The 23,927-nt window shown below is 66.6% G+C and carries 26 protein-coding genes and 1 pseudogene; 13 read left to right on the forward strand and 14 right to left on the reverse strand.

Going from position 1 to position 23,927, the window contains the following annotated elements:
• Positions 1-36: 36 nt before the first annotated feature.
• The 6 genes and pseudogenes from TV39_RS16370 to TV39_RS16390 all read right to left on the reverse strand — a co-directional run bounded on the left by TV39_RS16370 (position 37) and on the right by TV39_RS16390 (position 2,867).
• Complete coding sequence (locus TV39_RS16370; RefSeq protein ID WP_043483514.1) at positions 37-516, reverse strand: mycothiol transferase; 480 nt, start codon at positions 514-516, stop codon at positions 37-39.
• A complete protein-coding gene (locus tag TV39_RS22625; protein ID WP_043483898.1) occupies positions 513-938 on the reverse strand; it encodes a VOC family protein in 426 nt (141 codons plus the stop codon). Before TV39_RS22625 ends, TV39_RS16370 begins: the two co-directional genes overlap by 4 nt.
• A gap of 24 nt (positions 939-962) precedes the next feature.
• Positions 963-1,427: pseudogene (locus TV39_RS22630) on the reverse strand (SRPBCC family protein); the annotation flags it as partial.
• Positions 1,424-1,774, reverse strand: a complete 351-nt coding sequence (locus TV39_RS16380; protein WP_200891045.1) for an ArsR/SmtB family transcription factor — start codon at positions 1,772-1,774, stop codon at positions 1,424-1,426. The pseudogene TV39_RS22630 and the gene TV39_RS16380, both read right to left, overlap by 4 nt.
• Positions 1,775-1,892: 118 nt before the next feature.
• Positions 1,893-2,444 carry a GNAT family N-acetyltransferase gene (locus TV39_RS16385; protein ID WP_043483520.1) on the reverse strand — a complete coding sequence of 184 codons (552 nt, stop codon included), beginning with the start codon at positions 2,442-2,444 and terminating at the stop codon, positions 1,893-1,895.
• Between the two features lie 72 nt (positions 2,445-2,516).
• On the reverse strand, positions 2,517-2,867 hold the full coding sequence (locus tag TV39_RS16390) for a hypothetical protein (protein WP_043483522.1): 351 nt from the start codon (positions 2,865-2,867) through the stop codon (positions 2,517-2,519).
• 193 nt (positions 2,868-3,060) lie between these two features.
• On the opposite strand from TV39_RS16390, the gene TV39_RS16395 reads away from it, so the two are divergent.
• Both TV39_RS16395 and TV39_RS16400 read left to right on the forward strand, forming a co-directional pair.
• Complete coding sequence (locus TV39_RS16395; RefSeq protein WP_043483527.1) at positions 3,061-3,267, forward strand: DUF2945 domain-containing protein; 207 nt, start codon at positions 3,061-3,063, stop codon at positions 3,265-3,267.
• 4 nt (positions 3,268-3,271) lie between these two features.
• Positions 3,272-4,474 carry an NAD(P)/FAD-dependent oxidoreductase gene (locus TV39_RS16400; RefSeq protein WP_043483529.1) on the forward strand — a complete coding sequence of 401 codons (1,203 nt, stop codon included), beginning with the start codon at positions 3,272-3,274 and terminating at the stop codon, positions 4,472-4,474.
• A gap of 80 nt (positions 4,475-4,554) precedes the next feature.
• Here the strand turns inward: TV39_RS16400 and TV39_RS16405 are convergent, their stop codons facing one another.
• Positions 4,555-5,715, reverse strand: coding sequence for an acetate kinase (locus tag TV39_RS16405; RefSeq protein ID WP_043483532.1), 1,161 nt, complete (start codon positions 5,713-5,715; stop codon positions 4,555-4,557).
• Between the two features lie 123 nt (positions 5,716-5,838).
• On the opposite strand from TV39_RS16405, the gene TV39_RS16410 reads away from it, so the two are divergent.
• Positions 5,839-6,117 (forward strand): hypothetical protein, encoded by a 279-nt coding sequence (locus TV39_RS16410; protein ID WP_043483534.1) that lies wholly within the window; start codon positions 5,839-5,841, stop codon positions 6,115-6,117.
• 30 nt (positions 6,118-6,147) lie between these two features.
• On the opposite strand, the gene pta is transcribed toward TV39_RS16410, so the two are convergent.
• Positions 6,148-8,259 (reverse strand): phosphate acetyltransferase, encoded by a 2,112-nt coding sequence (gene pta, locus TV39_RS16415; RefSeq protein ID WP_043483536.1) that lies wholly within the window; start codon positions 8,257-8,259, stop codon positions 6,148-6,150.
• Positions 8,260-8,307: 48 nt separating this feature from the next.
• On the reverse strand, positions 8,308-9,219 hold the full coding sequence (locus tag TV39_RS16420; protein WP_043483539.1) for a helix-turn-helix transcriptional regulator: 912 nt from the start codon (positions 9,217-9,219) through the stop codon (positions 8,308-8,310).
• A 135-nt stretch (positions 9,220-9,354) separates the two neighbouring features.
• Between TV39_RS16420 and TV39_RS16425 the strand changes: the two genes are divergently transcribed.
• Complete coding sequence (locus TV39_RS16425) at positions 9,355-10,614, forward strand: multidrug effflux MFS transporter (RefSeq protein ID WP_043483901.1); 1,260 nt, start codon at positions 9,355-9,357, stop codon at positions 10,612-10,614.
• A gap of 33 nt (positions 10,615-10,647) precedes the next feature.
• Here TV39_RS16425 and TV39_RS16430 read toward each other — a convergent pair whose 3' ends face one another.
• Positions 10,648-11,340, reverse strand: coding sequence for a PAS and ANTAR domain-containing protein (locus tag TV39_RS16430; RefSeq protein WP_043483542.1), 693 nt, complete (start codon positions 11,338-11,340; stop codon positions 10,648-10,650).
• Positions 11,337-11,897, reverse strand: a complete 561-nt coding sequence (locus TV39_RS16435) for a flavodoxin domain-containing protein (RefSeq protein WP_235347424.1) — start codon at positions 11,895-11,897, stop codon at positions 11,337-11,339. Before TV39_RS16435 ends, TV39_RS16430 begins: the two co-directional genes overlap by 4 nt.
• Before the next feature lie 242 nt (positions 11,898-12,139).
• On the opposite strand from TV39_RS16435, the gene TV39_RS16440 reads away from it, so the two are divergent.
• From TV39_RS16440 to TV39_RS16460, 5 genes are all read left to right on the forward strand, one after another.
• A complete protein-coding gene (locus TV39_RS16440) occupies positions 12,140-12,658 on the forward strand; it encodes a hotdog fold thioesterase (protein WP_043483547.1) in 519 nt (172 codons plus the stop codon).
• Between the two features lie 16 nt (positions 12,659-12,674).
• Positions 12,675-14,009: a phenylacetate--CoA ligase PaaK gene (gene paaK / locus TV39_RS16445; RefSeq protein WP_043483550.1), complete on the forward strand. Its 1,335-nt coding sequence runs from the start codon at positions 12,675-12,677 to the stop codon at positions 14,007-14,009.
• Between the two features lie 235 nt (positions 14,010-14,244).
• Positions 14,245-15,597: an MFS transporter gene (locus tag TV39_RS16450; protein WP_082049823.1), complete on the forward strand. Its 1,353-nt coding sequence runs from the start codon at positions 14,245-14,247 to the stop codon at positions 15,595-15,597.
• 337 nt (positions 15,598-15,934) lie between these two features.
• Positions 15,935-16,540: a TetR/AcrR family transcriptional regulator gene (locus TV39_RS16455; RefSeq protein ID WP_043483553.1), complete on the forward strand. Its 606-nt coding sequence runs from the start codon at positions 15,935-15,937 to the stop codon at positions 16,538-16,540.
• A 90-nt stretch (positions 16,541-16,630) separates the two neighbouring features.
• Complete coding sequence (locus tag TV39_RS16460; RefSeq protein WP_043483556.1) at positions 16,631-17,482, forward strand: DUF427 domain-containing protein; 852 nt, start codon at positions 16,631-16,633, stop codon at positions 17,480-17,482.
• Between the two features lie 29 nt (positions 17,483-17,511).
• On the opposite strand, the gene TV39_RS16465 is transcribed toward TV39_RS16460, so the two are convergent.
• From TV39_RS16465 to paaZ, 3 genes are all read right to left on the reverse strand, one after another.
• Entirely contained in the window at positions 17,512-17,904 is a 393-nt protein-coding gene (locus TV39_RS16465) for a hypothetical protein (RefSeq protein ID WP_043483559.1), read from the reverse strand.
• Positions 17,905-18,018: 114 nt separating this feature from the next.
• A complete protein-coding gene (locus tag TV39_RS16470) occupies positions 18,019-18,426 on the reverse strand; it encodes a VOC family protein (protein WP_043483562.1) in 408 nt (135 codons plus the stop codon).
• Positions 18,427-18,567: 141 nt separating this feature from the next.
• Complete coding sequence (gene paaZ, locus TV39_RS16475) at positions 18,568-20,679, reverse strand: phenylacetic acid degradation bifunctional protein PaaZ (protein ID WP_043483565.1); 2,112 nt, start codon at positions 20,677-20,679, stop codon at positions 18,568-18,570.
• 135 nt (positions 20,680-20,814) lie between these two features.
• Here paaZ and TV39_RS16480 point away from each other — a divergent pair, with 135 nt between their 5' ends.
• From TV39_RS16480 to TV39_RS16495, 4 genes are all read left to right on the forward strand, one after another.
• A complete protein-coding gene (locus TV39_RS16480) occupies positions 20,815-21,231 on the forward strand; it encodes a PaaI family thioesterase (RefSeq protein ID WP_043483905.1) in 417 nt (138 codons plus the stop codon).
• Between the two features lie 109 nt (positions 21,232-21,340).
• Positions 21,341-22,048 carry a DUF4397 domain-containing protein gene (locus tag TV39_RS16485; protein WP_043483568.1) on the forward strand — a complete coding sequence of 236 codons (708 nt, stop codon included), beginning with the start codon at positions 21,341-21,343 and terminating at the stop codon, positions 22,046-22,048.
• Positions 22,049-22,296: 248 nt separating this feature from the next.
• Complete coding sequence (locus TV39_RS16490) at positions 22,297-22,866, forward strand: RNA polymerase sigma factor (protein ID WP_043483571.1); 570 nt, start codon at positions 22,297-22,299, stop codon at positions 22,864-22,866.
• Positions 22,863-23,882: an anti-sigma factor domain-containing protein gene (locus TV39_RS16495; RefSeq protein ID WP_043483574.1), complete on the forward strand. Its 1,020-nt coding sequence runs from the start codon at positions 22,863-22,865 to the stop codon at positions 23,880-23,882. Before TV39_RS16490 ends, TV39_RS16495 begins: the two co-directional genes overlap by 4 nt.
• Positions 23,883-23,927: the final 45 nt, after the last annotated feature.

Genomic DNA, 23,927 nt, shown 5'->3' on the forward strand with positions numbered 1-23,927 from the left:
AATAGGGCTGCCGCCTGAGCCGCCCAAAAGTCGGGATTATTCCACTACGAGATTCTGGTGTCCGTCGATCAGCTCCCGAACAATGTCCAGGTGGCCCGCGTGGACGGACGTTTCAGCAAGCACGCGAAACAGGACCTCACGCCCATCGGACATCGGTGGCGCGTCGAACACGCCGGCTGGAGGCCACCAGCGTGGAGGGGCATCAAAATCTAGCTCCGCAAGGACCTCATCACTTCGAGCGATCTCACGTTTGTAGATGTTGATGGCCTCGGCCCCGGTCATCGATTTGGACGCCCAACCATTGTGAAGTCCGGCGATTGCCCTGTCATCACCACCGAGAACAGCCGAAATCCAGAACATCTCGTCATCGAAGGCCAGGTGATTGAGCAACTGCGTTATGGTCCAGCCTGAAGGGACCAATGCCCGTCGCATCTCATCGTCTTCGAGTCCGTCGACTGTTCGAAGAACATGTCCTCGCTCCCCCGCCAGTTGAGCAAGCAACTGTGCGTCGCTCACGCTGCAGGCTCGTATCCGACAAGCCAGTGAAGTCCATGACGATCAATGACCTGGCCATCGAAAGCGCCCCAAGGCTTGGGCGAAAGTGGATCGAGCACCGACCCGTCGACGGAGAGCTTATCGAACCACTCATGAAGGACTGCCGGTTCGGCGGTTCCCAGCAACGAGAGCATGATGCCTTCGAGCCGGACCGTTGTTTGGCCTTCGGCTGCATCCGATCCTGCCAGGGCAACGACGCCGCTGAGCACTCCATGGGCTACGGCTTCTGGCGGGCCGTCGGTCCTGCCGAAGTCCTCGTACGTGTGCAGGGAAATATTGCCGCCGAAAATATCCGCGTAAAAGTTCAGTGCATCCCGCGCCGTTCCAGGAAAAAAGACATACATCTGAGGCCCCGCCGTGCGCCCATTGGTCACGGCGGTCATGGCGGCGCCGTCCTTGACCCGGTCGATGGTGGCACCCCAGCCCTCATGGATGCCACCGAGCATGAGTTTTCGCACCTCCTCGATGTCGAGAAGCTCTGAGAACTGAACCGTGAAGACGAGCTCCGTTTCCGTGCCGAGCTCGTTTAGCTGCACCGTGACAACGGGGGCACTCAGCTCGTTATCGCCATCGAGTGCAGGCCAGCCTCCCACTGCTCCCCAGCGGAAGACGAGTCGTTCGTCGGGAACAATCTCCAGGTAGATCCCCCCAGTTGGGTAGCTAAGGTCATCATCGACGATCATCTGCTGTTTCCACGTTCCCCCAACACGGAGGTCGACCTCAATCGGTGTGGTGGGCGTGGGCATGTCCGGGTTGTAGAACCAGGCCAGGTGCTCAGGATCGGTCCACGCTGTGAACACGGCATGCCGCGATGCAGCCAAAATTCGGGTAAGGGTGAAGCTTCGATCCTGTGTCGGGTAGTCGGCCATCATCTATCCTCCGGTTCTGGGAACTCATCGGGTCGATCGGGTGTTGTGGCGAGCTGAGCGTCAAGGCGATCCAACCGCGCGTCCAAGAAATCGCGGTACGGGCGCATCCATTCCTCAACCTTCTGTAGCGACGCCGGTTGGAGGCGGCAGTTCCTCCACTGGGCAGATCTGGACTTAGTGATCAGCCCGGCCTGCTCGAGCACTTTCAGGTGGCGTGACACCGAGGGCACGCTAATCGAGTGCGGGCCGGCTAATTCGGTAACCGTCGCCTCACCCTGCCGGAGTTGGCCCAGCAGAGCACGGCGCGTTGGATCCGCCAGGGCAAAGAAGATCTCACTCAGTTCGCCCATTTGCACTTCAGCCTAATTACGCACTGGTGCAAATACGAGACTTTGGGGTCGCCTTTCCTAGCCGGCACCGATGGGACTGCAATCCCAAGGCCTGGAGACCCACCTCAGATTGACGTTCTTACCGGGCAGCCCATTCGTCACGGAGCATGGCATAGACAACTTCCGTGGCCCATTCGCCCTTGTAGCGCCACTTGTCCACGTGCGTGGCCTCAAGGCGCATGCCCAGCCGTTCGCAAATGGCTGCCGAGGCCGTGTTCAGCGCATCCAGCTTGGCGTCGATCCGGTGGAAGTTCAGGCCCTCGAAGCCGAGCTTGAGCACAGCCTCTGCGGCCTCGGTGGCGTAACCGTGGCCGCGCGCGCCGGGCGCCAGGCTCCAGCCCACCTCCGCCTGCCCGAAACCCGGCAGCCACTTCAGTACCACTTCTCCGATCAGTCCGGGCGAATCCGCGGCCTCGATGGCCAACGCCACCCAGTCGCCCTCCTTGTCGAAGACGAAATTGGCGTACTGCCCCACCCGTTCCATGCACTGCGTGTAGCTCTTGGCCTCCCCGGGCAGGAACCGTGCGGTGCCTGGCAGTGAATGGTAGGCATGGAAGGCATCGAGGTCCGCGGCCTCAAAGCGCCGCAGGATCAGTCGGTCAGTACGGATGGGCAGTCTGATGTCCGGCATGGCTTGAGCGTACCCTCCTGCACTTCGCCCGGCTGGGGGCGGGAGCGCCAGGCCGGCAGCACGGCCCTGCTTCTACGTTTCGCTGGGGCCGAGCGGTTCCTCCGCCTCACTGTCCGATGGCCGGGCAGAATCCTTAAGCTCGACAAAGAACGTGTGGGTATCGGTTTCTCCGATGTTTTCGCCGGAATGGTGCTGCGCCGGCAACCACCGGGCCGCTCCGGCGGGCAGCTCCACTTCCACGGAGTTCCCGTTGGAGGAAATACGACGCCGGAAGGCACTGAGCGTGATCATCACGCTGTCAGGGTGGTTGTGCTCGGTCGTCGTGTGCCCCGGCGAGTCCGTGTACTCCAGCACCCGGACCCGCTCGTTTTCAAAAGCCACCCGGTAATTTTCCGGATTCGTTTCAACAGGATCGTTCGCCATGAACGGACTGTACGCCTGCGCAAGCCTCCGGGACCAGAGTCCTCTGAGCTCCCGGTTGTCTTGGCCCGACACCCCGCCCGTGGCGGTCCCGTGCCCCGTACCCGTGACCCCAGAAACTAATCATGCTTACTATTGTGTGCACCTCATTTCCAGCCGAGGGTTCAACTGTCGGGACCACACCGAAGGAGCAGTCATGGCGCTAAGCAAGGGAACGTCCGTGGAGTGGAACACGCCCCAGGGGCCCACCCACGGCAAGATCGTGGAGAAGAAGACCAGCGACTTCGAGCTGGACGGAAACCAGCACCGGGCCAGCGAGGAGGAACCCCAGTACGTGGTGGAGTCCGCCAAGACCGGTGCCCGCGCGGCCCACAAGGCATCCGCCCTGACGGAGAAGGGGTAGGGCCGTGGCCGGCCAGGAGCACCATGACGTCCTGATCATTGGCGGCGGAAATGCCGGGATCTCCCTGGCTGCCCGGCTGCACCGCTACGGCGTCACCGATGTGGCCGTGGCTGAACCCAAAGACCACCACCTCTACCAGCCGCTGTTCTCCCACATTGCCGGCGGCCTGGCCACCGCCTCCGAAGCCATCCGGCCGCAGGCTTCCGTCACCCCGCGGGGAGTGATATGGCTGCGGGATGCCGCCACCGGCATCGACGCCGCCGCCAACACCGTGACGCTGGCCTCCGGTGCCAGGGTCACGTACGGCCAGCTGGTGGTGTGCCCCGGACTCCACCTGGACTGGGACCAGGTGCCCGGGCTGGCCGACGCAGTCCACTCGCCGCACGGCGCCTCCCACTACGAGTTCGAGCTGGCACCGAAAGCCTGGACGCTGCTCAGCAGCCTCAAGGCCGGCACCGCGGTGTTCACCATGCCTGCCGGACCCATCAAGTGCGGGGGTGCCGCCCAAAAGCCGATGTACCTTGCCTGCGACTACTGGCGCGAACAGGGTGTCCTCGATGACATCCGCGTGGTGATGGTCCAGCCCTACCCCACTGTTTTCGGCGTCCCGGGCGTGGATGAGGAACTGGACCGGAAGGTGGCCGAATACGGGATTGAGCTGCGGCTCAACAGCGAACTGGTGTCCGTGGACCCGGCGGCGCGGACGGCGCGGATCCGGAACAATTCCGACGGCGGCACCGAGGACCTCGGTTACGACGTCCTGAACGCGGTCCCGCCGCAGTCGGCGCCGGACTGGCTCAAGCGCACCGACTTGCCCGCGCCCGGAGATTCCGGCGGTTTCGTGCAGGTGGACGCGGAAACCCTGCAACATGTCCGCTACCCCAACGTCTGGTCCCTGGGCGATGCGGCCGGCACCACCAACTCCAAGTGCGGCGGCGCACTACGCAAGCAAGCCAAGGTGCTGGCCAAGAACCTGGTGGCGGCCCGCAAAGGCAAACCGCTGAAGGCGAAATACAACGGCTACGCGGTGTGCCCGTTCACGGCGTCCCGCTCCACCGTGATCTTCGCCGAATTCGACGACCGGTACCAGCCGATGCCCACCATCCCGAGGGTCCCCACCTGGAAAGAAAGCCGGGCTTCCTGGGTGGTGGACCGCGACATCTTCCCGCAGGTCTACTGGAACCTCATCCTCAAAGGCCGCGCCTGAGCTACAGCGGTTTGCCACAAATGGCCGCTATAGGAGTTCGATAGCGGCCATTTTCGGCAAACGGGCAGAGCCACCGGGGGTTAGGAGGCGGAATGCACGACGGCGGCGGTCGCCTCCGCGATGGCGCGCTCCTCGTCCGTGGGCACCACCAGGACGGGGATCAGCGATTCGGCGGTGGAAATCACGCGGGGTTCCTTGGACCGCCGACTGTTCAGCCCGGCGTCGATCTCTATGCCCAGCGCACCCAGCTTCTCCCCCACCAGCGTGCGGAACTGGTGCGAGTTCTCGCCGATGCCGGCGGTGAACACCAGGGCCTTGGCACCGCCAACGGCAACGTGGTACCCGCCGATGTACTTGGCCAGCCGGTAGGAGGCCACGGCGAGCGCCATCGACGCGCGGGCGTCGCCGGCCTCGGAGGCTTCCACCACGGAGCGCATGTCGTTGCTGCCGGCGAGGCCCTTGAGCCCGGATTCGCGGTTGAGCAGCGAGTCGATGTCCTCGGTGGACCAGCCGGCCCGGCCCAGGAACACCAGGATGGAGGGATCGAGGTCGCCCGAGCGGGTGCCCATCACCAGGCCCTCCAGCGGGGTGAAGCCCATGGACGTGTCCACGGACTTCCCGCCCCGGATGGCCGTGACGGAGGCGCCGTTCCCCAGGTGGGCGATCACGCCGTCGAACTCGTCCACCGGAAGGTCCAGCAGCGCCGCCGCCTGGTGCGACACGTACTCGTGCGAGGTGCCGTGGAAGCCGTAGCGGCGGATGCCGTGGTTGGTGTACAGCGAGTCCGGCACCGCGTACCGCCAGGCGTGCTCGGGCAGGGTGCGGTGGAAGGCGGTGTCGAACACGGCAACCTGCGGCATGTCCGGCCACTTCTTGGCGATGGCGCGGATGCCCAGCACGTTGGCCGGGTTGTGGAGTGGCGCCAGCGGGTTGAGCCGCTCGATGGCGCGGGTGATCTCGTTGTCGATCAGCACCGGCTCGCCGAAGCGCTCGCCGCCGTGCACCACGCGGTGGCCCACGGCATCCAGCGTCCGGTCCCCCAGCACTTCGTGGATGGCGGCGTCCACCTGTTCCAGCGCCTCCGCGTGGTCCCGCGGGCCCTCGATCTCGCCGTCACCTTCACCGCCGTTGCCCATGCCGATCTTTTCGATCAGTCCCTCGGTGAGGACGCTGTGCGATGCCACATCCCGCACCTGGTACTTGAGCGAGGACGAACCGGAGTTGATGACGAGGACGAGCACTGGGCCTCCTAAGCCTTGGCTGCTGCGGTGGTCGGTGGAAGTTCGATCGTAGCGCCATTGCGAAAGGTTCCGCGGGCGCTTAGAGTCGGCGGACAAATTGGACTACGCGAGGAGGGCCTTTCCATGACTGACAACGCCAGCGAGCCGGTCAGCACCGATCCGGACACCACTGCGCCGGAGAGCACAGAACCTGACACCGGGGCGAAGAAGCAGGATCCCACCGGCGTCGAAGGCGCCAACCCTGCCCTGGACGACACGGGGAAGGTCAAGGCCGCCGAGGTGGGCGAGTCCCCCGAACCGCCCGAAAACGTGGAGGACCTGGACCTCACCCCGGAGGGCCTCTCCGACGAACCCGCCAAGCAGGAGGACCCGGACAGCCCGGCGGAGCCGGAAAACAGCTAGCCGGAAAACAGCTAGCCGGAGAACAGCTAGCTACGCGTGCGCGGCCGCGGCTGCCGGTTCCACGGCCGGTCCCACGGACTGCGCCTGCACGGCGGTGATGGCCACGGTGTTCACGATGTCCTCCACGGTGCAGCCGCGGGAGAGGTCGTTCACCGGCTTGCGGAGCCCCTGCAGGACGGGCCCGACGGCGACCGCCCCCGAGGACTGCTGCACCGCCTTGTAGGTGTTGTTGCCGGTGTTGAGGTCCGGGAAGATGAACACGGTGGCCTGCCCGGCCACGGACGAGCCGGGCATCTTGGACTGCGCGATCGCGGCGTCGACGGCGGCGTCGTACTGGATGGGACCTTCGACGGCGAGGTCCGGCCGGCGCCCCTTCACGAGTTCGGTGGCCTGCCGGACTTTGTCCACGGCCTCGCCGGTTCCGGACCCGCCGGTGGAGTAGGACAGCATGGCCACGCGCGGCTCCACGCCGAACTGCAAGGCGGTCTCGGCCGAGGCCAGCGCAATGTCCGCCAGCTGCTCCGCGTTGGGGTCCGGGTTGACCGCGCAGTCGCCGTACACCAGCACCCGGTCCGGCATCAGCATCAGGAACACCGAGGAGACGATCTTCACGCCGTCGCGAGTCTTCACGAACTCCAGCGCCGGGCGGATGGTGTGGGCGGTGGTGTGCGCGGCGCCGGACACCATGCCGTCCACCACGCCCAGCTGCACCATCATGGTGCCGAAGTAGCTGCCGTCCAGCATGACTTCCAGGGCCCGGGCCAGGTCCACGCCCTTGTGCGCGCGGAGCTCCGCGTACTTCTCGGCAAACTGCTGGCGCAGCTCGGACGTGGCGGGATCCACGATGGTCATGCCGGAGAGGTCGATGCCCTGGGTGGACGCCAGCTCACGCACGTCCGACTCGTTGCCGAGGATGGTGAGGTCGCAGACGTCCCGCCGGTGCAGGATCTCCGCGGCCCGCAGGATCCGCACGTCGTTGCCCTCAGGCAGCACGATGTGCCGGCGCTGCAGCCTGGCCCGTTCAATCAGGTCGTGCAGGAACCGCAGCGGCGTCATCCGATCGAGCCGCGGCAGGTGCAGGCGCTCCACCAGCTCCGCGTCGTCCACGCGTTTGGCCCACAGCCCCAGGGCCGAGGCCACCTTGCGGCGGTGCCCGGACCAGATTTCACTGCGGACCTCGGACACCCGCTTGGCCGTGGTGTAGGTGTCGTCCGGGCTGGCGAACACGGGGAACGGCGCCTGCGCCAGCATCGAGTAGATGTTCGGTTCCGGGGCCAGGCCGCCGGTGAGGATCAGCGCTGACGGCACCGGGAACTCCGGCGAGAATGACGACGCCAAACACGCGACCATCACGTCCGCACGGTCACCCGGGACGATCACCAGCGCGCCGTCGTCGAGCACGTGCAGGAAGTTGGCCACGCTCATGGCCGCCACCTTGATGGAGTGGACGTCGCGTTCCATGTCCTGCCGGCCGGCCACCTGGCCGACCCCCAGCGCAGTGGCCACCTCGCCGGTGGTGGGCCGGGCGATGTCCTCCAGCTCCGGGAAGACATACACGGGCCGGCCGGACGCGCCGGGCTTCACGGCGGCCACGATCCCGTCCACGTCCTCCGGGTCCGCACGGTTCACCATGATGGCCAGCAGGCTGCAGCGTTCCGCCGCCAGTTCCTTGCGGGCAACCTCGACGGCGTCAGCCGCCTCCTCGACGGTGCGCCCCTTCGCGCCCACCACGGCAACGATGGACGCGGCCAGGTTGTTCGCGAGGCGTGCGTTGAGGTCGAATTCGACGGCGGCGTCCTGGCCGGTGAGGTCGGTGCCCTCCACGATCACCACATCGCAGTGGCGCGACATTTCGGCGAAGATCTCCACGCAGCGGGCGTCTATCTCCGCCCGGTTTCCGTCGGCCAGCAGGGCGCGGACCTCGGCATACGTCAGGCCGCCGCGGCAGCGGTCGTCGTCGAGATCGAAGCGGGACTTCATCAGGGCCACCATGGGGTCCGACGCGGCGTCGGGTCCGTGGACCACAGGCTTGAAGAAGCCGATGCGGTCCGCATGCCGGTGCAGCGTGTCCGCCAGCCCCAGTGCTATGAGCGACTTACCGGATCCCGGTGTGGTCGCGCTGACGTAAATCCCCTTGGCCATGATCCGCCCTTAGGTAGTGACGTGGTGGTGCTCCGTCCCTCCATACTTTCACTTGTTGGCCGGGTTTCTCCACGAGGCTTGCGGGGCCGGCCCCGCCGCCAGGTCGTTGATCCGTTCGGTGGCGGCCCAGCTGGCGAGCAGCCGGAGGCGTTCATCCGACGGTGATCCCGGCACTGCCGGATAGACCGTGAGCCGGAAACCGGGGTCCTCGGCAAGATCCATGGCTTCGTAAGCGAGCTCGAGCTCCCCCACTACCGGGTGGTGGAACACCTTGGTTCCGGCGTAGTGGCGCCGCACGTTGTGGGCTGCCCAGCGGGTCCGGAATTCCTCGCTGCGCGTGGACAGTTCCCCGACGAGGTCCGCCAGGCGTTTGTCGAACGGGTTCTGGCCGCTGTAGGTTCGGAGGATTGCCACGTTGGTGTTGGCCGCCAGGTCCCAGTTGGGGTAGAAGTCCCGGGCCCGGGGGTCGAGGAAGATGAACCGGGAGTGGTTGGCCGGCCGGGCGGGCCCGCGGTACATCTCCGAATACAGGGCGTACGCGAGCTGGTTGGCCGCCACGATGTCCATGTGCTGGTTGCCGATGAACGCCGGCGCTGCCGTGATGGAGTCCAGCATGAACTGGAGGGCGGGCCGGACGGTCCCGCTCTGCAGGGGCCGCTGCCTGGTCCTGCCGGAAGGGCTGGCCGCCCGTGCCAGGTTGTAGAGGTGGTCCCGCTCGGCCTCGTCCAGTTTGAGGGCCCCGGCGATGGCGTCTAGGACGCTTTCGGAGGTGCCGGCCAGGTTTCCGCGCTCAAGCTTGGTGTAGTAGTCCACGCTGACCCCCGCGAGCATGGCGACCTCTTCGCGGCGCAAGCCGGGGACCCGGCGTCGTCCGCCGTAAAGCGTCAGTCCGGCCATTTCGGGGGTGATCTTGGCGCGTCTTGAGGCGAGGAATTCGCGCACCGCCATCCTGTTATCCACCCGTTCACGCTACACCGGGGCGCACCCGCTGAGGGAGGTACTGCCAGAACCCGGATAAGGAGAACCGTCGGTAGGAACGGCGCGGCCCGGTTGAATGGGAAACCACCCCGCATCATCAACTGGAACGGAGCCAGCATGACCGCCACCGGCGCCCCTGCGCACGCCACCGCACCCGGCCCCGCGCCCGCATCTGCACCGTCCGTCGGGCGGCCGCTGGCGGTTGTCCTCGGCCTGCTGACCATCTTCGGTCCGATCTCGATGGACCTCTACCTGCCGGTCCTCCCGGCCCTCACCGCCGAGCTCCAGAGCACCACGTCCGTGGCGCAGCTGACTATCACCGCCTGCCTGCTCGGCCTGGCCATCGGCCAGGTGGTTGCCGGCCCCCTCTCGGACCGTTTCGGCCGCCGCACGCCGCTGCTCATCGGCGTGGTCGCCTACACCGTCACGTCGGTCCTGTGCGCCCTCAGCCCCACGGTGGAAACCCTCATCCTCGCCCGGTTCGTCCAGGGCCTCGCGGGCGCAGTGGGCATCGTGATCGCGCAGGCTGCGGGCCGGGACGTGTACTCGGGCGGGAAGCTGATCCGCTACTACGGCCGCCTCACCGTGCTCGGCGGGTTGGCCGCCATCATCGGCCCGGTGATCGGCGGGCAGCTCGCGGCGGTCACCGACTGGCGCGGAGTCTTCCTGTTCCTCGCAGCAGTGGGTGTGGCCATCCTCGTGGCGTGCCTGGTGGTCTTCCGCGAGACGCTGCCGGCAGACCGGAGAGTCACCGGAGGCCTCCCCCACACGCTCAACGACTTCCGCCGGCTCGTCGCCGACAGGATGTTCGTGGGAGCAGTCCTGATCACCGGCTTCACCTACTCCGCCATCTTCGCCTACCTGAGCGGGGCGACCTATATCCTCCAGGGCATGTACGGGCTCTCCCCGCAGGAGTACTCGTTCGCATTCGGGCTGAACTCCGTGGGCTTTGTAATCTTCGGGTTCATCGCCGGCCGCCTGGCCGAGCGCTGGTCCGAACGCGGAACCCTTGCCGCGGGCCTGGCCATGGCCCTCGCCGGCGCCCTGGGCCTGCTGGCCACCGCACTCCTGCACCTGCCCCTGATCGCCATCATCCTGTCCCTGTTCACCATGGTCAGCGGCGTGGCCGCCACCAGTCCGCCGGCCACCTCGCTGGCGCTCAAGGAGTATCCGGACATCGCCGGCACAGCCTCGTCGCTCCTGGGTCTGGCCCGGTTCGCCTTCGGCGGCCTGGCCGCTCCCCTGGTGGGCATCGGCGGTGCCAACGATCCGGTCCCGTTCGGCATCGTGGCGGCCGCCGCTGCAGCGGCAGCCGCGCTCTGCCTGGGACTGGTCCGCCGGCGTCGAAACCCTGGTGGCGAGGGTCAGCGGGGCTGACGGGCAGCGTCCGCGGTGAGGCGCTGGGGAGGCTTAGGCCGACGCTTCATCCTGGCGGGTGCGCTGGCGGGCCGGCCGGCGGTGGCGGGCATGCACCAGTTCCTGAATGACACACCCCAGCGCGCCCGCGTCCGCCGGGTTGTCGGCCAGGGCCACGAGGCCGCACGCCACGGACGCGAGTTTGATGTTCCTGTTGTTGCTGTAGTTGATCAGCAATTTGAAGGCGTCATCCGATCCAATGCCGAGCCGCCCGATGAGGATGCCTTCGGCCTTCGCGATGGTGCTCCGCGTACCCACCGCGCCCCGGACGGCTTCGCGCGCGGCAAGCTCTGTTTCCCGCTGGATCGTGGAAGTCAGGTCCAGCATGATCCCCGAAACCGTGACCAGGTTCCCGGCCTCGTCCAGCACCGCTTCCCCCGCCGTCAGCACCTTGCGCTCGCGGCGCCGGGCATCAACCAGGCGATGGTAGATGGCCACATGCCCGCCGTGGGCATACACCCCGCGGGTGATCTCCTGAATGCGCGCCAGGTCGTCAGGGTGCTTGTGCGCCATCGTCAGCTCCAGCGTTGGAACCACGTCCCCCCGGCTGTAGCCGTGGATGGCGTAGACCTCATCCGACCAGTCCATGGCCCGGGTCTTGGCGTCCAGGACAAACGTGCCGGCCAGCAGGGCTGACGGGCCCAAGGCGCTGGAGTATGTCTCCGCCCGCCCAAAAATTCCGTTCATCGGACCCCGCCTAGGGCCGCCGCGATTTCCGCCGCCCAGGCATCCACCGCATCCCAGTCCCGGAAATCGCCGGCCGGCAGCGCATCCTTTGCGGCGGGCACGAGCTTCATCAGCCGTTCGGCCAACCCGCCGGGCGGCGCATCCGGATCCCAGGCACCAAAAAACACCTGTTCCCCGCGGGTGTGCACAAGGCCGGACAGCTTCTCGAATTCCTTGGGCCTGGCGGACTCAAGAACATCATGGCCCTCGGCATCCACGCGGTCCGTGCCCAGCGGCCCGCTGCTGAACAGCCAGACCGGCCGTTCGGACAAGAGGACCTCGTGGCTCTTGATAAAGGCCGTGACATCCTTCATGACATGGGCCATGTAGGTTGCCCCGCCAATCACAAAGGCGTCGTACGGGGCGGGGTCGAAGTACTCGCTGATTGAACGGGCCTCGGCCGCCAGTCCGGCAGCCCCGAGGCCGGCAGCAATCCGTTCGGCAATCCCGGCTGTTGCTCCGTGCCGGCTCGCATAGGCCACAAGCACCTTCATCGGAGTTCCCCTCTCAACCTCCACGCGGCAGCGTCCTTTCAGCAACTGGTGTTGTCCCATGATCTCCGGAGACGGCTGCAGGCAGGTAGGGGCTTCCGGCCCGGACCCGGGCAGGGGCCGGGGCCTCGGCGCCGGCCAGGACTCCGGTCTGGGCAGGTGTCAGGAAGCTGGCCCGGAGACCGAAATCAGCCCCACCTCTTGACAGCATGCCCCAAAATGGGATTACCTAATGAACATTCGGTAAATAAAGCTGGAGGCAATGACGCATGGCTGAAGTAACACTCTCCGGGGCCACCCACCCCATCCTCGAAAACGACTATGCCTCCGAATGGATGGGCATTGAAGTCCTTGCCGTCAGCGAGGGCTACGCCACCATCCGCATGACCCTCCGGCAGGAAATGCTCAACGGCTTCGGCATGGCCCACGGCGGAATGATCTTCGCCTTCGGCGATACCGCGTTCGCCCTGGCCTGCAACCCGGCAGGCCCGCCTCCCGGCTCAGCGGGAGCCGGCGCAGCCAGCGCCGGCAGCGACACGATCACCGTAGCCTCCGGCGTCGACATCAATTTCCTCAAGCCGGCCTTCACCGGCCAGGTGATCACCGCCGTCGCCAACCGACGCGCCCATGCCGGCCGCAGCGGTCTCTACGACGTCCAGATCTACGCCGCAGATCCCCACCCCGCCGGCTCCCCCGCGGGACCATCCGCCGGTGCCGGCTCAGATGAAACCCCGGGCGAGCTCATCGCCGAGTTCCGCGGCCGCAGCCGCACCATCTCCAAGAAATAGAAACAGGGACCCCCAGATGACCCTCCACGCCACTGAACCAGCAGCTGCCACCGACGCCGTGCTGGACCGCGAAGAAACCATATCCCGCGACGAACTGGAGGCACTGCAGCTGAGCCGCCTCCAGCACACGGTCGCATACGCCTACGACCGCGTTCCCCTGTACAAGCGCAAGTTCGACGAGCACGGCGTCCACCCCACGGACCTCCGCGAGCTCGCCGACCTGGGCAAGTTCCCCTTCACCACCAAGGAGGACCTCCGGCTGGAGTACCCCTTCGGCATGTTCGCCGTGCCGCAGCACGAGGTGGCCCGCATCCATGCGAGCTCCGGCACCACCGGACGCGCCACGGTGGTGGGCTACACCAAGAAGGACCTCGCCGACTGGGCCAAGCTGGTGGCGCGCTCCCTCCGCGCGTCCGGCGTCCGCCCCGGCATGAAGGTCCACAACGCCTACGGCTACGGCCTGTTCACCGGCGGCATGGGCGCCCATGCCGGCGCCGAGGCCCTGGGCTGCACGGTCATCCCGATCTCAGGCGGCCAGACCGAACGCCAGATCACCCTGATCCAGGACTTCAAGCCCGACGCCATCCTGGCCACCCCGACCTACCTGCTGACCATCGCCGACGCCATGATGAAGCAGGGCATCGACCCGGCCTCCACCTCGCTCAAGTACGCCGTGCTGGGCGCCGAGCCGTGGACCGAGGAAATGCGCCACGAGCTCGAAGTGACCATGAACATCAAGGCCTGCGACATCTACGGGCTCTCCGAGGTCATGGGCCCCGGCGTGGCCGGCGAAGCCGTGGAAACCCAGGACGGCAGCCACATCTGGGAGGACCACTTCCGCCCCGAGATCATTGACGCGTTCGACCCCACGAAGGTCCTGGGCGACGGCGAACACGGCGAACTGGTGTTCACCTCGCTCACCAAGGAAGCGCTGCCCATCATCCGCTACCGCACCAAGGACCTCACCCGCCTGCTGCCCGGCACCGCCCGCCCCGCGCACCGCCGCATGGGCCGCATCACCGGCCGCAGCGATGACATGATCATCCTGCGCGGCGTGAACCTCTTCCCCTCTCAGATCGAGGAAATCGCGCTGCGGATCCCCGAGCTGAGCCCGCACTTCCAGCTGGAACTCACCCGCCCCGAGGGCCAGCGGATGGACCAGCTCACGGTGAAGATTGAACGCCGCGAATCCGTCACGGTTGAAGGTGTGGCGTCGGCCGCAAAGGTCCTGCAGCAGCAGATCAAGATCCACGTCGGGTCCTCCTGCACCGTCAGCGTCGTCGAGCCCGGCTCGCTGGAGCGTTCAAATGGCAAGCTCCGCCGGATCTACGACATGCGCCCCAAGGCGTAGCAGGCCTACAAAAACAGCACCCGGCGGCCCCGCACGGGCCGCCACTGGAAGGGTCCGGGATTACTCCCGGGCCCTTCCGGCGTGCCGGGAAAGCTTTCCCGGAGCGCTCCGCCCGCACCCGTATTGCCTTTTGTTGCCACAATTTAGGCAATCGGTTGCCAAACTGCGCTTTTTACCCCTAGTCTGTAACAGCACCCACGCAGTGGTGGGCGCTTTCTCCAGAATAGGAACAGCAATGACGCATACTCCCTTGCCTACGGGAACCCAGCACCACGGCGCACTACATCCGGCCGCCGTCAACAAGTCCGAGCTCCGCCGCGCCGGCTGGGCAGGGTTCATCGGAACCGTTCTGGAAAATTACGACATGGTTGTCTACGGCGTAGGCACGGCCATCATCTTCAACACGCTGTTCTTCCCCAACGTCTCCCCCGCGGTAGGTTTCATCGCCAGCTTCGGCGCCTACGCCGTCGGCTTCGTTGCCCGGCCCATGGGCGGACTGTTCTTCTCCCGCTACGGCGACAAGATCGGCCGGAAGTTCGTGCTCGTGGCCACCCTGGCCCTGATGGGCACGGCCACCTTCGCCATGGGCCTGCTGCCCACCTACGAATCCGTGGGCATCCTGGCCCCCATTCTGCTGACCGTCCTCCGGTTCATCCAGGGCTTCGGCGCCGGCGCGGAAATGGCCAGCGCCGTGGTGCTGCTGGCGGAATTCGCACCCAAGGGCAAGCGCGGCGCCATGACGTCGCTGGTGTGGGCCGGCGCCGCCGTCGGCTCCGTCTTCGGATCCGGCGCCTGGATCCTGGTGCAGCTGCTGCCGCGCGAAGACCTCGAATCCTGGGGCTGGCGCCTGGTGTTCCTTTCCAGCGCCCTCGTGACCGTGGCCGCGTACCTGATCCGCCGCAACATGAAGGAATCGCCGGTCTTCGCCGAGCTCAAGAAGGAACACGTCGAGGCAGCCTCCCCGGTCTCCGAAGTTCTCAAGAAGGGCCGCCGTCCGCTCCGCCAGGTGTTCCTCATCAACATGGGCACGCACGCCCACTCCTACATCTACCAGGCGTTCCTGGGCACGTTCCTGATCTCCGTGGTCAACATCGACAAGGCACTCATCCCCCAGATGCTGGCCATGGGCGGCCTCTTCGCCATCCCCGCCGCGCTGATCGCCGGACGCGCCACGGACCGCTGGGGCCGCAAGCCCGTGAACGTCTTCATCCTCGCGTTCCTCTTCCTGTTCTCCTTCCCGGCATTCTGGCTCAGCAGCACGGGCAACGTCTGGCTGATCGCCCTGGTCTACGCCGTGGGCTTCACCTTCGCCGTGGAGGGCGGCATCGCGGCGCAATCAGCCATGTACGCGGAGCTGTTCGGTTCCAAGTTCCGGTACGCCGGGGTGGCAATTGCCCGCGAGTTCTCAGCCATCTTCGGCGGCGGCATCGCCCCCATCATCTGCTCCGGGCTGCTCGCCTGGGCCACCGGCTCCTACTGGCCCATCGCCGTGTACATGATGGTCATCGTGGGCATCTCGCTGGTCCAGGCGATCAAAGCCCCGGAAACCAGGGACCGCGACCTCACGCTGGAAGAGAACGCCAGCTAAGCGGGCCTTCCTGGCAACGCACGACGTCGGAAAGTCACCGACATGGGGATGGTCCCCGGCTGCTGCAGCCGGGGACCATCCTTTTACGGGAGGCTTTCAGTGCACTGCTGCCAATGCGCGACAGCGCTGTGACGTGCCGATGGCTAACCGCCAGCCGGGCAGCCCAATGTGCCTGATCCCGTCCCGGTCTATGAAACTGTTGGAGCGCGTACCGGCCGCCAGGCCGGTGGTTACTCCTATAAGTTTTCTAGCACCGGGGCACCGCGCAGGCAAGGCATTTCTGAACCATGACACCCGATGCGCCTATCGACCGAACGTTCATGAGAAAATGGCCGGTATGTCCACTACTGATGCACCCACCAAGCGCGGCCGCCCGGGATACGACCAGCAGTCGGTGCTGCAGATCGCCGTCGAGGTCTTCAACCGTCACGGCTACGACGCCACGTCCATGGGCATCGTTGCCGAAAACCTGGGTATTTCCAAGTCGGCCATCTACCACCACGTGCCGTCCAAGGGCGACCTCCTCAAGCTCGCACTGGAAGAAGCGCTGGGCGGCCTGGAGGCCATCCTGGAGCAGCCGCAGGCCCAGTCCGGAAGTGCCGAAGCCCGGCTGGAGTTCGTGCTGCGCGAGACGATCTCCGTACTGGTGGAACGGCTGCCGTTCGTCACCCTGCTGCTGCGCCTGCGCGGCAACACGGACATTGAGCGCGACGCCATGGAACGCCGCCGCACCTTCGACCACAAGGTTGCGGCCCTGATCTCCGCCGCCCGCGACGAGGGCTCCCTCCGCGCGGACATCGATCCCCGCACGGTCACGCGCCTCCTGTTCGGCACCATCAACTCGATCGTCGAATGGTACAAGCCGGGCGGCTCGCTGTCCCCCGAAAAGCTGGCCGACGACGTCATCACAATGGCGTTCAACGGCCTCCACGCGGCACGCTGACACCCTCCCTCACCACCTGTTCCACACCGGGACCGGAGAGCTGCCGGGACAGTCATTGACGGCGGGAAAAGTGGCGATCACCCTGTAGTCATGGCCACGAAGTTATCCGAAGTCATCTTCGGCACGTTCCCCGATTTGCGGTACCAGCCCACCCCCAAAAGGGTCCGGGCGATGACGGGCGGGAACACCGTCGTCGACACCTCCTACGCGATCCTGGTGTGGGAGCCCAGACGCGTCACCCCCGTCTTCGCCGTCCCCGAAGTGGATCTCCGGGCCGAGCTGGCGCCGCCCGGGCAACAGGCGGGCGAGGTCCCCGAATACGGGGTGAAAATCATGCTGGACGCGCCGCCGTCGCTGGATCCCCGCACCGGTTTCGGCCGGCACACGGCGGCCGGTGAGGAGTTCGACGTCGTGACCTCCGACGCGAGGCTGCCCCGCGCGGCCTTCCGGCCGGCTGACCCCGACCTCGCCGGGCACGTTGTCCTGGATTTCAACGCCTTCGACTGGCTGGAGGACGACGAGGAGATCATCGGCCACCCCCGCGATCCGTTCCACCGCGTGGACATCCGGGCGTCGTCGGTCACCGTTGAGGTGAGGCTCGACGACGTCACGCTGGCCGCGACCAACGGCGCGCAGCTGCTGTACGAGACCATGCTGCCGGTGCGCTACTACATTCCTCCGGCGGACGTCCGGCTGGACCTCATGGACGCCGGCGACAAGAAGACGGTCTGCCCCTACAAGGGCACTGCGAGCTACCTGAGCTACCCGCCGGCCGAGAACGGCCGGAACGTCGCGTGGATGTACGACCAGCGCTTCCGGGACGCCGCGCAGATCCACGGGCTGGTGTGCTTCTTCAATGAACGCGTGGACATCACCGTGGACGGCGTCAGGCAGGAGCGGCCGGTCACGCCGTGGTCCACGACGCCGGCCGGCTCACCCTGAGGGGTTCCCGGCGGGTGACCGGTCCGCGGTTACCGGCCCGCGTAGTCAAGGCCGGGAAAACCGTGCACATTGGTGTACCAGCCCATGTAGGCCAACACCGCGGACAGCAGCAGAACGGCCAGGCCGAGCAGGATCGCATGGTCCTTCTTGAGGAGCAGAGCTACCAGGTTGACCACCAGGACGCCCACAACCACCAGTGCCTGGAAGACGCTGTTCGCTGCAATGGCCCGAGGCGACTCGAACATGCCGCCGGCACCGATGAGGAACGTGATGAGATACCAGGACGGCAGGACCCAGACCGGGAAAGCCAGCATGGCCAGGTCCAGGATCCCCGCCGCCTTGCCGATCCTGGTGCGCGGCAGCCACCCGAACCTGCGGCGGATCCGGACCGGGTGCGCTTGCCCCGGCTGCGGGTGGGTCATGGTGTGGCTCCTCGCATCGGCTCAATCGGGGCGGCTGAAAGGGAGAGTTAACGGAGAACAGCGCCCCGACGGACCGGGGCGCTGTTCCTCAGGCAGGGTGCCAGGGGTTGCGGGTCAAAGCTGGTAATCCGCTACTGAGCCGATGTTCTCGTGCAAGCAGAGGATGTTGTGCTCGGAGTCCATAAACCAGGCGCACTTCTCGGAGTCAGTTGTACAAATGTGGTTCTCGGTCTTGATGTCCGGGAGATCGTAGTCCTGGAATGCGACGCCCTTGGCTTCCATTTCCCGGACCGTGCGTTCGATCTCGCTGACTTCGAAACTCAGGGTGGTGTGCTCTGAATGCATACCGTCCTTGACCGGCATCAGCTGCAGCATGGGGCCGCCTTCTGAGCCAAACAATTCGCTTCCGTCATCTGCCACGCCCCGGTGCGGGAGCCCCAAAGTGTCCGCGTAGAAATGCCGGGCACGCTCTACATCATCGACTGGCAGGACTGTTGTGGCTTTGTTGAGTACTAGGGACATTTCGCCACCTCCTACGCTGAAAATCTTACGCCGGGGCGGCCCGGAAAGATCTTACGAAACCCTCGCTGACTGGTTGCGCTACCACTTGTGGCGGCCATTTCGGCGTTTTAGCAGCCACAAGTGATAGGGCAGGGGGGAGGGTTACTTTTCGACGAGGGTGAGGACGTCGTACGTGGCTACGATTTCGTCGTTCTGGTTGGTCAGGACGGCGTCCCAGGCCACTTCGCCGTACTCGTCGGTTTCACGCGGTGTGATCTTCTTGGCGGTCAGCGTCACACGGATGGAATCGCCCGCGGCCACCGGAGTGATGAAGCGCAGGCTCTCCAGGCCGTAGTTGGCCAGCACGGGGCCCGGAGCGGGCTCCACGAACAGCCCGGCGCCCCATGCAAGCAGCAGGTAGCCGTGCGCCACGATGCCGGGGAAGAACGGGTTGGCCTCCGCAGCCTCCTGGTTGGTGTGGGCGTAGAACGTGTCGCCCGTGGAGTCGGCGAACTTGCTGATCTCCTCCAGGCTCACTTCACGCAGCTCGGAGCGGATCGCGTCGCCGATGTGCAGCGTGCTCAGGTGCTTCCGGAACGGGTGCTGGCCTTCGGTCTCGAGCGTGAAGTTCCGGTCGGCGCCGGTGTGCCAGATCCCCGTGACGGCGGTGAGCATGTTGGGCGAACCCTGGATGGCGGTGCGCTGCATGTGGTGCATCACCGAACGGATGCCGCCCAGTTCTTCGCCGCCGCCGGCACGTCCCGGCCCTCCGTGGACCAGGTGCGGGACCGGCGAACCGTGCCCGGTGGAGCTGCGGGCGTCCTCGCGGTTGAGCATCAGGACGCGGCCGTGGTGCGCGGCAATCCCGGTGACCAGTTCGCGGGCAACCTCGGGATCATTGGTACACACCGAAGCCACCAGTGAGCCGCCACCGCGGGCGGCGAGGCGCACGGCGTCTGCAAGGTCGGTGTAGCCGATCACCGAGGACACCGGACCGAAGGCTTCCAGGGAGTGGACTTCCTCGGCTTCGGCGTCCGCCCAGCTGAGCAGCACCGGGGACATAAAGGCACCGTCTTCGACGACGGCCACTCCCCCGTCAGCTTTGGTCACCTTGGGCGAATCGAGCGTGCCGTACGCAAGCTCGCCGCCGGCATCGAGCATTGACTGAACGGCGGCGCGGACGTCGGCCAGCTGCTCAAGGGACGCGAGCGCACCCATGGTGACGCCCTCGGCACGGGGATCACCCAGCACCACGCGTTCCTCGATGCGGGCACCCACGGCGGCAACGACGTCGGACACCATCTCCCGGGGCACGATGGTGCGCCGGATGGAGGTGCACTTCTGCCCGGCCTTGACGGTCATCTCCGTGACCACGGACTTGATGAAGGCATCGAACTCCGGCGTGCCTTTGACCGCGTCCGGGCCCAGGATGGCCGCGTTGAGCGAGTCAGTCTCCGACGTGAACCGGACGCCGCCCTGCACCACGTTCGGGTGCGACTTCAGCGAGTTGGCCGTGGAGGCGGAGCCGGTGAAGGACACGAGGTCGCGGTAGTCGAGGTTGTCGAGGATGGTGCGGGCCGAGCCGGAGATGAGCTGCAGCGAGCCCTTGGGCAGGATGTTGGACTCCACGATGGCCTTGACCACGGCCGCCGCCACATACCCGGTGGGAGTGGCGGGCTTGACGATGGTGGGAACGCCGGCGATGAACGCGGGCGCGAACTTCTCCAGCATGCCCCACACCGGGAAGTTGAAGGCGTTGATCTGCACGGCGACGCCAGGGATGCGGGTGTAGATGTGCTCGCCGGCGAAGGAACCGTCGCGGGACAGGACCTCCATGGGGCCGTCCACCACAACCTGCGAGTTGGGCAGTTCGCGGCGGCCCTTGGAGCCGAACGTGAAGAGCACGCCGATGCCGCCGTCGATGTCCACCATGGAGTCGATCTTGGTGGCGCCGGTCTGGGCGGACAGCTCATAGAAGTGATCGCGGCGGGCGTTGAGGTACTGCGCCAGCTCCTTGAGCTTCAGGGCGCGCTGGTGGAAGGTCAGCGTGCCGAGTTCCTTCTGGCCGGTGGTGCGTCCGTACTCCACGACGTCGGCAAGGTCCAGTCCCTCCGTGCTCACCTTGGCGAGGAGCTCGCCGGTGCTGGCATCCAGGACGGGGACAGCGGAAGCCGCGGCATCGGCGTCGGGCGTCCACCAGGCGTCCCGGACAAAACTGGGAACGGTCTCCACAGTGTCCAGCGAGGATTTCGGAGCAGTTGCAGTGGTGGTCATCGTTGACGGGTCCTTCCAGCGGGGGCAAGATCATCACGGCCAGTGCATTACTGACCGTCCGTTCGGTAATATGTCTACAGTACATGAATGTGCCTTGCTGCACACTAGAGGAACCCCAACGAAAGAGAAGTGGCCATGCAGCCAGAAACCGGCAGCGCCGAACTGTGGAAGATCACCCTCGGGGAACTCGACGAGAAGATGGGCGTGAAGATCGTCGAGGAATCGGTGGAACGCGTTGTTGCCACGATGCCAGTGGAGGGCAACCGGCAGTCGTTCGGGCTGCTGCACGGCGGAGCCTCGCTGGCCGTGGGCGAGGCCGTGGGTTCCTGGGCGGCGGTGATCCACGCCAGCACCATGGGCAAGACCGCCGTGGGCGTGGACGTGTCCGCCACCCACCACAGGTCGGCGCGCGAGGGCCGGATCACCATCACGGCCACCCCCATCCACCTGGGCGGAACACTGACCACCCATGAGGTCCTGCTCACCAACGAGGCGGGCCAGCGTCTCTGCACGCTCCGGATCACCAACCTCCTGATGGACCGGAAAAACTGACGCCAAAAAAAGATCCATGACATTGCATCCACAGAGGACGTCCCGCAGGTAGTAAGGGCGTAAGCACAAACACAGCCCGTCACCGGGCATCCCTCTGAGGAGTTTGAAAATGCGCAAAACAACGTATGCCGCCGGAGCACTGTCGCTCGCGGCCGCACTGGCCTTCGCGACCCCGGCCCAGGCCGGCGGCTGGCACCACGACGACGACCCCGCCAAGCTCTCGGTCCTGCACGGAGTGCCCGGCCTGACCGTGGACGTGTGGGTGGACGGCAAGCTCACCCTGGATGACTTCACGCCCGGGACCCTGGCCGGCCCGCTGGAGCTGGATGCCGGCGACTACGACATCGCCATCACCGCCTCGGACGCCACCAGCGCCGACAACCCGGTGATCGGGCCGGTGACCGTTGAACTCGACGAGGGCGGGGACTACACCGCCGTGGCACACCTTGACGCCGACGGCGCCCCCACGGCCACGCTCTTCACTAACAACACCAAGGCTCCCCGCAACGACAACAAGGGCAAACTGACGGTCAGGCACGTAGCCGCAGCTCCCGCCGTCGACGTCCTGGCCGGCGGGTCGGCAGTGATCGAGGGACTCAGCAATCCGGACGAGGCGACCCTGAAGCTCAAGGCCGGAACCATTTCGGCGTCGGTAGCCGCGGCCGGGACCACCGATCCGGTGATCGGGCCGGCTGACATCACCGTCGAGGCCGGCAAGAACACAATCGTCTACGCCTGGGGAAGCCTGGCCGACGGCAACCTTGCCGTGGCCGTCCAGGTTGTTGACTCCGAGCCCCGGTGGCACGGCCGTCACTGACGCGGCTCGCGGGAACGAGGGACGCAGAAACGACGTGCGCCATCACTGACCGCCATTGCCGGCGGGGCCGCCTGACGGGCGGCCCCGCCGTCTTGTCAGGCGCCGGTCCCGCCGTGTCCGGCGCCCGTCCCGCCGTCGTCTCCGGCGACCATCCGCGGCTGTCCAAAGACCCCGCTCTCTGGCGGTGCACCGGCGGGCACGGCATAATGTGGTTCCACAGGTCTCACTGCCGCTCGAAGGAGCCATTGATGACGCCTCCCGGCCCGCATGATTGGGACGCCGCTCTCGATCATGCGTTCGCGGCCGGCGAGGAAGCTGCGCTCGCCGAGGCCTACCGGCGGCTGAGCCCGCTCGTGTACACACTGGCGCTCAGGTCGCTCGGGGAACGGGCAGCGGCCGACGACGTCACCCAGGAAGTGTTCATCCGCGCCTGGAAGTCACGCCTCAGCTACCGGCCGGAGGCTGCCCGGCTGCCTGCGTGGCTGGTGGGGATCACCCGTAACGCCATCTCCGACGCGCTGTCCGCCCGGATGCGCCGGCAGGAGCTGGAACATGCTGCGGGTCAGTTTGTCGGCGATGAGCGCACCGCCGGACCGCTGGCAGCTGACGTGGAAGCCGTGGCGGACCGCATAACCTTGGAGGAAGAGCTGGAGCGGTTGGGCGATCCACAGAAGGCGATCATGAAGCTGGCGTTCTACGAGGACCTCACGCACGATCAGATTTCGTCGCGCCTGCAATTGCCCCTCGGCACCGTCAAGAGCCACATCCGGCGCAGCCTCACCCGGATGCGGACCCGGTTGGAGGTGGGCGGGCCATGAAGCATCTTGACGACGAGCTGCTGAGCCTGATGGCCCTTGGTGAACCCGCCCTGACGCCGGCCGAAGCGGACCATCTGGCGTTCTGCCGGGAATGTTCAGGCACTCTGAAAGCCCTCGAACGCACCGTCCGCGCCGCGACAGTCGATCCCGCCGAGGTGGAGCTTGCCACGCCCGGACCGCACAACTGGGCAGCCATCCACCAGGCGCTGGGCCTCTCCCCCGAACAGGCGCAGGACCCGTTGAGCCGGCTGGCCCCTTGGGAAAGCACGACGGCGGAAAGCACGACGGCGGGCGCCGGCTCCGCGTCGCCTGTCGCCACCGCGCCCCCCGCCACTTCGCTCGCCGCCGCGCCGCCCGCTACTGAGGAGCCAAACGCGCCGCCCGCTGCTGAGGAGCCAAGCGCGCCTCCCGCTACCGAGCAGCCAAGCGCGCCGCCGCCGGGCGCATCTCCGGCGCAGGCTACCGCGCCGACGCTGCTGCGGCCGCGCGCCGGTGGCGTGAGGCCAGGTTCGGCACGGAGGAACGGGTCCTCCGGGACGGGTTCGGGTGCCCGGCGCTGGGTGGCCATGGCCGCAGCGGCGGGGATCATGGTGGGCGCGGCCGCAGTGTGGGCCGGCTACAACGTCCTCGGGCAGGGCCCGGAAGCGGGGCCCTCACCCACGCAGACCGCTCCCCAGGCCGTGGTGGTTGCCGAGGCTCCGCTGCAGCCCCTGGCGTCCTATACGGCCAGCGGCAAGGCCCTCGTGGAGAAGCTTCCCGACGGCACCCGCCAGCTGGTGGTGCAGCTCTCCGACGCCCCGATCAGCGGGTTCCGGGAGGTCTGGGTGATCTCGCCGGACCTCTCCAAGCTCGTCAGCCTTGGCATGCTCGATGGCGAGCCGGGCGTCTTCGCCATCCCCGAGGGGCTCGACCTGGCCCAGTATCCCATCGTGGACGTGTCCAACGAGCCCTTTGACGGCAACCCGGCGCATTCCTCGGACAGCATCGCGCGCGGTGAGCTGGCCGCGGAAGGCTGAGCCGCTATCCGCCGGCCCTACACCCATTTTCCGGTCCGGTGAAGT

Source organism: Arthrobacter sp. SPG23, from assembly GCF_000876655.1.
Taxonomy (GTDB): domain Bacteria; phylum Actinomycetota; class Actinomycetes; order Actinomycetales; family Micrococcaceae; genus Arthrobacter.